Annotated in this window: 6 protein-coding genes; all 6 read left to right on the top strand. The window is 70.4% G+C overall.

Going from position 1 to position 6,270, the window contains the following annotated elements; translation table 11 throughout:
• Positions 1-170: 170 nt before the first annotated feature.
• The gene (locus HR086_RS43685) at positions 171-1,727 is read left to right on the top strand and encodes a hypothetical protein (RefSeq protein WP_174468599.1); all 1,557 of its coding nucleotides are present in this window, start codon (positions 171-173) and stop codon (positions 1,725-1,727) included.
• Positions 1,728-1,823: 96 nt separating this feature from the next.
• Positions 1,824-2,825: a zinc-dependent alcohol dehydrogenase family protein gene (locus HR086_RS43680; protein WP_174456965.1), complete on the top strand. Its 1,002-nt coding sequence runs from the start codon at positions 1,824-1,826 to the stop codon at positions 2,823-2,825.
• 179 nt (positions 2,826-3,004) lie between these two features.
• On the top strand, positions 3,005-3,343 hold the full coding sequence (locus HR086_RS43675; protein WP_174456964.1) for an HPF/RaiA family ribosome-associated protein: 339 nt from the start codon (positions 3,005-3,007) through the stop codon (positions 3,341-3,343).
• A gap of 251 nt (positions 3,344-3,594) precedes the next feature.
• Entirely contained in the window at positions 3,595-4,983 is a 1,389-nt protein-coding gene (locus HR086_RS43670; protein ID WP_254625281.1) for a DUF2079 domain-containing protein, read from the top strand.
• A gap of 324 nt (positions 4,984-5,307) precedes the next feature.
• Positions 5,308-5,745 (top strand): response regulator, encoded by a 438-nt coding sequence (locus HR086_RS43665; protein WP_141644997.1) that lies wholly within the window; start codon positions 5,308-5,310, stop codon positions 5,743-5,745.
• Positions 5,742-6,270 (top strand): RedB protein (locus tag HR086_RS43660; protein WP_174468598.1); only part of this gene is annotated, 529 nt, incomplete at its 3' end. The genes HR086_RS43665 and HR086_RS43660, both read left to right, overlap by 4 nt.

Here is a 6,270-nt window from a genome sequence, read left to right as displayed (position 1 = left end):
GGCCTGGGGCGTCGGGGTGTCTGGGACATGGTGGTGACAGTATTTCGTGGGCCCGGTGTTCTGTTGCGCGAAGGGGGACGGTGACGTCTCCCGCGAAACAACCCTGGCTCTGGTACCCGCGCCGCGCGTGGGAGGAGCCCTCTCGGAAATCAGCTCAGGAAGGTCCAGCGATGAAGCGCAAGGTCTCGGTGTGTGCGGGCGTCATGGCGGCGATGGTGGCGATGTCCGCTGGCGCCGAGGAGGCGAAGGGGGGCGACTCGGCCCCCGTGGTCTCGGCGGGCGGTGACGGTGGCCCGGCGGTGGGAACCGAGGTCGCGCCAGTGGTGGAAGGGCCGGGCGTGGAGCGGGCGATGGTGGCGCCTCCCCTGGTGGAGGCGACGACGGCGGGGGTGGTGAGCGCGGGGACGGCCGGAGACGCGCCCGTGGCGGTGGCGAAGACGGAGGCCGCGGAGCAGGACGTCCACGTGCCCTTCAACCTGTCGATTCTGCCGGGGCTGAGCACCTCGGGGTTCGCTCGGCAGAACCTCGTGCATGACGTGTCCATCGGGTTGATTGCCACGCATGCGAAGCGGGTGACGGCGCTGGGGTTGTCGCTGGGTGGCAACTGGGTGACGCATGGCGCGAGCGGCGTGCTCGCCACGGTGGGCGCCAACGTGTCGAGGGGCCCCGTGGATGGGGTGCTGCTCTCGGTGGGCGGCAACGTGGTGACGGCGGACGCGGAGGGCGTGCAGGCGTCGGTGGGAGCCAACATCGTGCGCGGCTCCATGGGCGGTGGGCAGCTCACGGTGGGCGCCAACGTGGCGACGGGCGCGGTGGAAGGTACGCAGCTCAGCGTGGGAGCGAACATCGCGGGCGGCGACGTGAACGGTGGGCAGCTCACGGTGGGCGGCAACCTGGCGTCGGGCGCGCTGCGGGGACTCCAGATGTCGGTGGGTGGCAATCTGGCGGCGGGGACGCTGAATGGAGTCCAGATGGCGGTGGGCGCCAACGTGGCGCGAGGCACCGCGCGAGGGCTCCAGATGGCGGCGGGCGTCAACGTCGCCTCGGAGCTGACGGGCATGCAGGTGTCCTCGGGCGTCAGCTACGCGAGCAAGCTGTCCGGTGCGCAGCTCTCCCTCATCAACGTGGGCGGCGACGTCGACGGCGCGCAGGTGGGTCTGGTGAACGTGGCCGGCCGCGTGGACGGCGCGCAGGTGGGCCTGCTGAACGTGGCGGGCCAGACGGAGGGCGAGTCGGTGGGCCTCTTGAGCTTCGTTGGCAACGGTCAGGCCCACGTGCAGGTGTGGGCCAGTGACGTGTCGCTGACGAACATCGGCCTGAAGCTGGGCGGGCGGCACCTCTACACGCTGCTCACCGTGGGCCTCACGCCGCCGATGGATGGAGACCGACGTCGCTACACGGTGGGCGCGGGCCTGGGTGGCCACATCCCCGTGGGCCGCTTCTACGTCGACGTGGACGTGATGGGCTCCAGCCTGCATGCCAACCGCCTCTTCGACTTCGACGAAGACACGAACCATGTACTCGGGCAGTTCCGGGTGATGGCCGGCTGGCAGCTGTCGCGCCGCTTCGCCGTGTTCGGCGGAGTCAGCGCCAACACGCTCGTCACCTGGAACGGGAGTGACACGTGGAAGGAGCTGGGCATCGGCCCGGAGTGGAAGGAGGTCTCCGACAGCGGACGCACCACCGTGCGCACCTGGCCGGGCCTGCTCGCGGGCGTGCAGATTTGACGTGAGCGTGGGTGCTTCCCGGGGGGCCCTCCGCCCCCCATGTTTCCCTCGGACGGATGCGCCCGTCAGTCGGTGGGCGACGGAGGGAGCGACCCCATGGAAGGCACCATGCGTGTGATGGTTCTCCACGCGCCGGGGCAGCCACTGCGAGCGGAGACGTGGCCCATTCCGCGCCCGGCCCCGCAGGAGGTGTTGTTGCGAGTCCACGCCTGCGCGGTGTGCCGCACGGACCTGCACGTGGTGGACGGTGAGCTGCCCAGGCCGAAGCTGCCGCTGGTGCCGGGCCACGAAATCGTGGCCACCGTCGTGGAGGCGGGCGCGGAGGTGATGGGGCTGGAGCCGGGCACGCGCGTCGGGGTGCCCTGGCTCGGCTGGACGTGTGGCCAGTGTCGCTTCTGTGTCTCCGGTCGGGAGAACCTCTGCGACTTCGCGCGCTTCACCGGCTACCAGTTGGATGGCGGCTACGCGGAGTACACCCTGGCGCATCACCGCTTCTGCTTCCCGCTGCCCGCGAACTACCCGGACGTGCATGCCGCGCCGCTGATGTGCGCGGGGCTCATCGGCTTTCGCAGCCTGCGCCTGTCGGGAGAAGGTGAGCGGCTGGGGTTGTATGGCTTTGGCGCCGCCGCGCACGTGCTCATCCAGGTGGCGCGTCATCGCAAGCGGCGCGTGTTCGCCTTCACGCGGCCCGGGGACGAGGAAGGGCAACGCTTCGCGCGCGAACTGGGCGCGGTCTGGGCGGGAGGCTCGGACGTGCTGCCGCCGGAGCCGCTGGACGCGGCCATCCTGTTCGCGCCCGTGGGTGCTCTGGTGCCCGCCGCGTTGCGCGCCGTGGACAAGGGCGGGGTGGTGGTGTGCGGCGGCATCCACATGAGCGATATCCCGTCGTTCCCCTATTCGTTGCTCTGGGAGGAGCGGGTGGTGCGCTCGGTGGCGAACCTGACGCGCGCGGATGCGATGGACTTCCTGGTGCTCGCGCCCAGCGTGCCGGTGCGCACCGAGGTGCGGGTGTTCCCCCTGTCCTCGGCGAACGAGGCGCTCACCGCGCTGCGTGAAGGCCACGTGCGCGGCGCGGCCGTGCTCGACACGAGCAGGTAGGCGTGGGGCATTGCGCCCCGCAGGGACTGCGTGCGGCCCCATTCCGCCGCAAATCCCGCGCAAGGGGCGCGCACGGTGCCCCGGCATTCCAAGGGGTTGGCGTTGGCCAGGGTGATGCAATGGGGAGGGGTGCAACCCGAAGCCCCGCGCACACAGCGGGGCCTGACCCGAGGCCGACGATGAAGCGAGCGTTGCAGATTACCTACCGGGGCATGGCGACGAGCGAGGCCCTGAACGAGCACATCCGCGACCACGCAGCGAAGCTGGAGCAGTTCTTCGATGGCATCGTCGGATGCCACGTGGTGGTGGACGAGCCCCACCGGCACAAGCAGCACAGCCATCACTTCCGCGTGCGCGTGGACCTGCACGTGCCTGGAAGAGACATCATCGCGGGCAGGGAGCCGGAGCACGACGCCGCGCACGAGGACCCCTACCAGGCCGTGTCGGACGCCTTCGAGGCCGCGCGCCGGCAGCTCCAGCACTACGCAGAAGGGCTGCACGCGCATCATCGACACTGACGCGCGCGGAAGTCCCTGGGGTCGCGCGCCGTAGCCTCGGGTGCGCGGGTCCCCGGGGTGGAGCCAGGGGCCGAGCGTGGGCATGGGGCTCGGCCGTGGTGGGCTCGAGGTGTCGTGCCGGGTGACATGAGTCGTGGGAGTGCGATAGACGACGCGCCCTCCGGTCCGTGGCCGGCGCCTCCTCGATTCACGACTTCATGACTCCTTCCGCCGATGACTCGAGCCCAGGACGCGCACGGCGATGGCCAGGCATGCTGGCCCTGCCGTTCGTGGTCCTCGTCTGGCTCGTGTTCGTCGTGGCGCCCGTCTGGATTCAGGCCGCGCACGCCTGCTTCTCGCACTTCGACCTGGGCATCTACACCCAGGCCCTGGCGCGCATGTCGCTGGCGGAGCCAAACCCCTGGCTCACCGGGCGACAGGTCTACATCTTCAACGACCACTTCGACCCCATCCTGTGGGTGGTTCGCCCGCTGGTGGAGGTGCTGCCACCGATGTGGGCCTCGTTGGTGGGTGAAGCGCTCTTCGTGCTGCTCGCGCTGGCGCCGCTGCTCTGGCTCCAGGCACGGGGGCTGCTGAGCCGCGCCGCCACGGGGCTGCTGGCGGCGTTCCTGCTGCTCACCCCCAGCGCGGTGGAGGCGCTGAAGTTCCCCATCCATCCGACGACGTGGTCCGCGCTGCCGTGGGTGATGACCGGCGTGGCGTTCCATCTGCGCCGCAACGGCTGGCTGCTGGTGTCGCTGGTGTTGCTGTTCATGTGCAAGGAGGAGTTCGCCTTCGTGGGCATCATGCTCACCGTGGCGCTGTGGCTGCGCGGCGAGCGGCGCTTCGCGGTGGGCGTGGGGGTGCTGTCGCTGCTCTGGCTCGCGGGTGTCTACGGGCTGCGGCCGTGGCTGTTGGGGCCCTCGGAGGACTACGGCGTCCGGCTCAGGCAGGGCATGGAGGGTGGATTCCTTCACTACCTCACGCTTCGTCTGGCGCCGGTCCACCTGTCGCGCATGGGCACGCTGGTGTTGCTGCTGCTGCCGCTGGGGGTCTGGGCGTGGCGCGAGCGCTTGAAGCCGGACTGGGCGTGGCTGCTGGTGTTGTTGCCGATGCTCGGCATCCGTTTCCTCGGCATGGCCTGGCGCTTCCACTACGGCGTGCCGCTGATGGCTGCGGCGCTGATGGGCTTCCTTCCCGTCCTGCGCGCCCGGAAGCCGCCCGCGTGGGTCCTGGTGTCCACGGGGCTGGTCCTCCTCTTCAGCAACGAAGTCAATCTTCGCCAGTTCACTCGCACGTTGGTGTCCTCGCGCACATATCCGCGCCAGTGCCCGGGGGACCCGGAGCGACTGGCCAGCATCTCGCGAGGAGTGGACGTGCTCACCCAGAATCGAGCGGGGCTCGCGCTGCTGGGCAGCAACTTCGTCGCCCTGCTGGCGGACCGGGATGACATCTACGCCGTGGGCGGCCCACAGCCCGCCGACGGCCGCGTCTACGAGTGGGTGCTGGTGGAGAAGCCGCCTCATGGCGATGTCTTCCCCCTCTCCTCCGAGCGTATCCAGGAGCTCATCGACGTCTGGCGCGCGGATGCGGGCACGCAAATCGTCATCGACGACGCGAACATCTTCCTGGCGCGAGGTCGCTTCACCACTCACCGTTGAGTGCTCGCAAGGGCGTGCCTCCGCGCTGCTCGCGTTCCGAGGCACCCCGCGCCGCGCGGCCCCAGAGCTCCGGGAGTGAGCGGCGAGGATGACGCCGCGCTCCGGCCGAGCCCCCGCGTCCGCCGTGCCCGGCTCACGATGGAGCAGGCGAAGGGACGAGCGCCGGGGCACCTGCCCGTGTGGATCCACGCGAGGCCCGCCCGCACATACGTGTAGGTGCCCGCCCTCTAGCGCTGGCGTACCGGCTGCCCGCCATTGGCGAACAGTCCACCGCATCCCCTCACGCTCTGGCGGGGATGGCGCTATCCTCGCGCGGTCCCCGCCATGAATGCCCCGCGGCTCCAAGTGCTGCTGGTGGATGACGAGGCAGCTGTCCTCGCCACCACCGCGGCCGTGCTCTCCGAGGACTTCGAGGTCCAGACCGCGCATGACGCGCACACCGCGCGCCGGATGCTCGGGCTGCGTCCGTTCGACGTCCTGTGCACCGACCTCCACATGCCCGGCCCCAGCGGCATCCAGCTGCTGCGCGAGGCCGTCATCCAATATCCCCACCTCGCGGGCGTGCTGGTGACGGGCTTTCGCGAGTACCTCGACTGGAGAGACCGCCTGGACGCGCAGGGCCTCTTCTACCTGGTGCTCAAGCCCTACCAGCCTCCGGACCTCATCGCGATGATCCGCCGCGCCGCCGAGTCCGCGCGCCTCAAGCGCGACATGAGCCGACTGTCCTCCGGCCTGGCCGAGCACAAGTGGGGGCCCCGATGAAGGTTCCCCCCCTGTCGCGGGGAGGGTGGCTGTTGATGGGACTGCTGTGGCTGGTCGCCATGGTGGTGGGCTTCGCGCTGCTCGCCCGACATGCCCTCACCCCGGGCACCGCCCACGAGTCTCCAGCCCGCTGGCCTTCGTCCGTGAGTCCTCCCCGCGCGGAGGGCCGGCCCACCCTGGTGATGCTCGCCCACCCGCGCTGCCCCTGCACGCGCGCCAGCCTGGGCGAGCTGTCCGTCCTGATGGAGCACGCCCGGGGCCAGCTCGACGCGCGCGTCCTGTTCCTCCAGCCCGAGGGCACTTCCGGCGACTGGACACAAGGCCCCCTGTGGCGCGCCGCCGCCGCGATTCCGGGCGTCACGGTGCTCAAGGACGCGGGAGGCGAGCAAGCTCGCCGGTTTGGAGCAGTCACTTCCGGACATTCCTTGCTCTATGATGCCGCCGGTCGGCTCCGCTTCAGCGGTGGAATCACCGGGGCGCGGGGACACCGAGGTGACAACCCGGGGCGGGACGCCGTGGAGGCGC

This window comes from Myxococcus sp. CA039A (assembly GCF_013336645.1).
In the GTDB taxonomy this organism is placed as follows: Bacteria; Myxococcota; Myxococcia; order Myxococcales; family Myxococcaceae; genus Myxococcus; species Myxococcus llanfairpwllgwyngyllgogerychwyrndrobwllllantysiliogogogochensis.
Note: the sequence above shows the minus strand (reverse complement) of the source record. Positions and strands in the feature narration are given on the sequence as shown.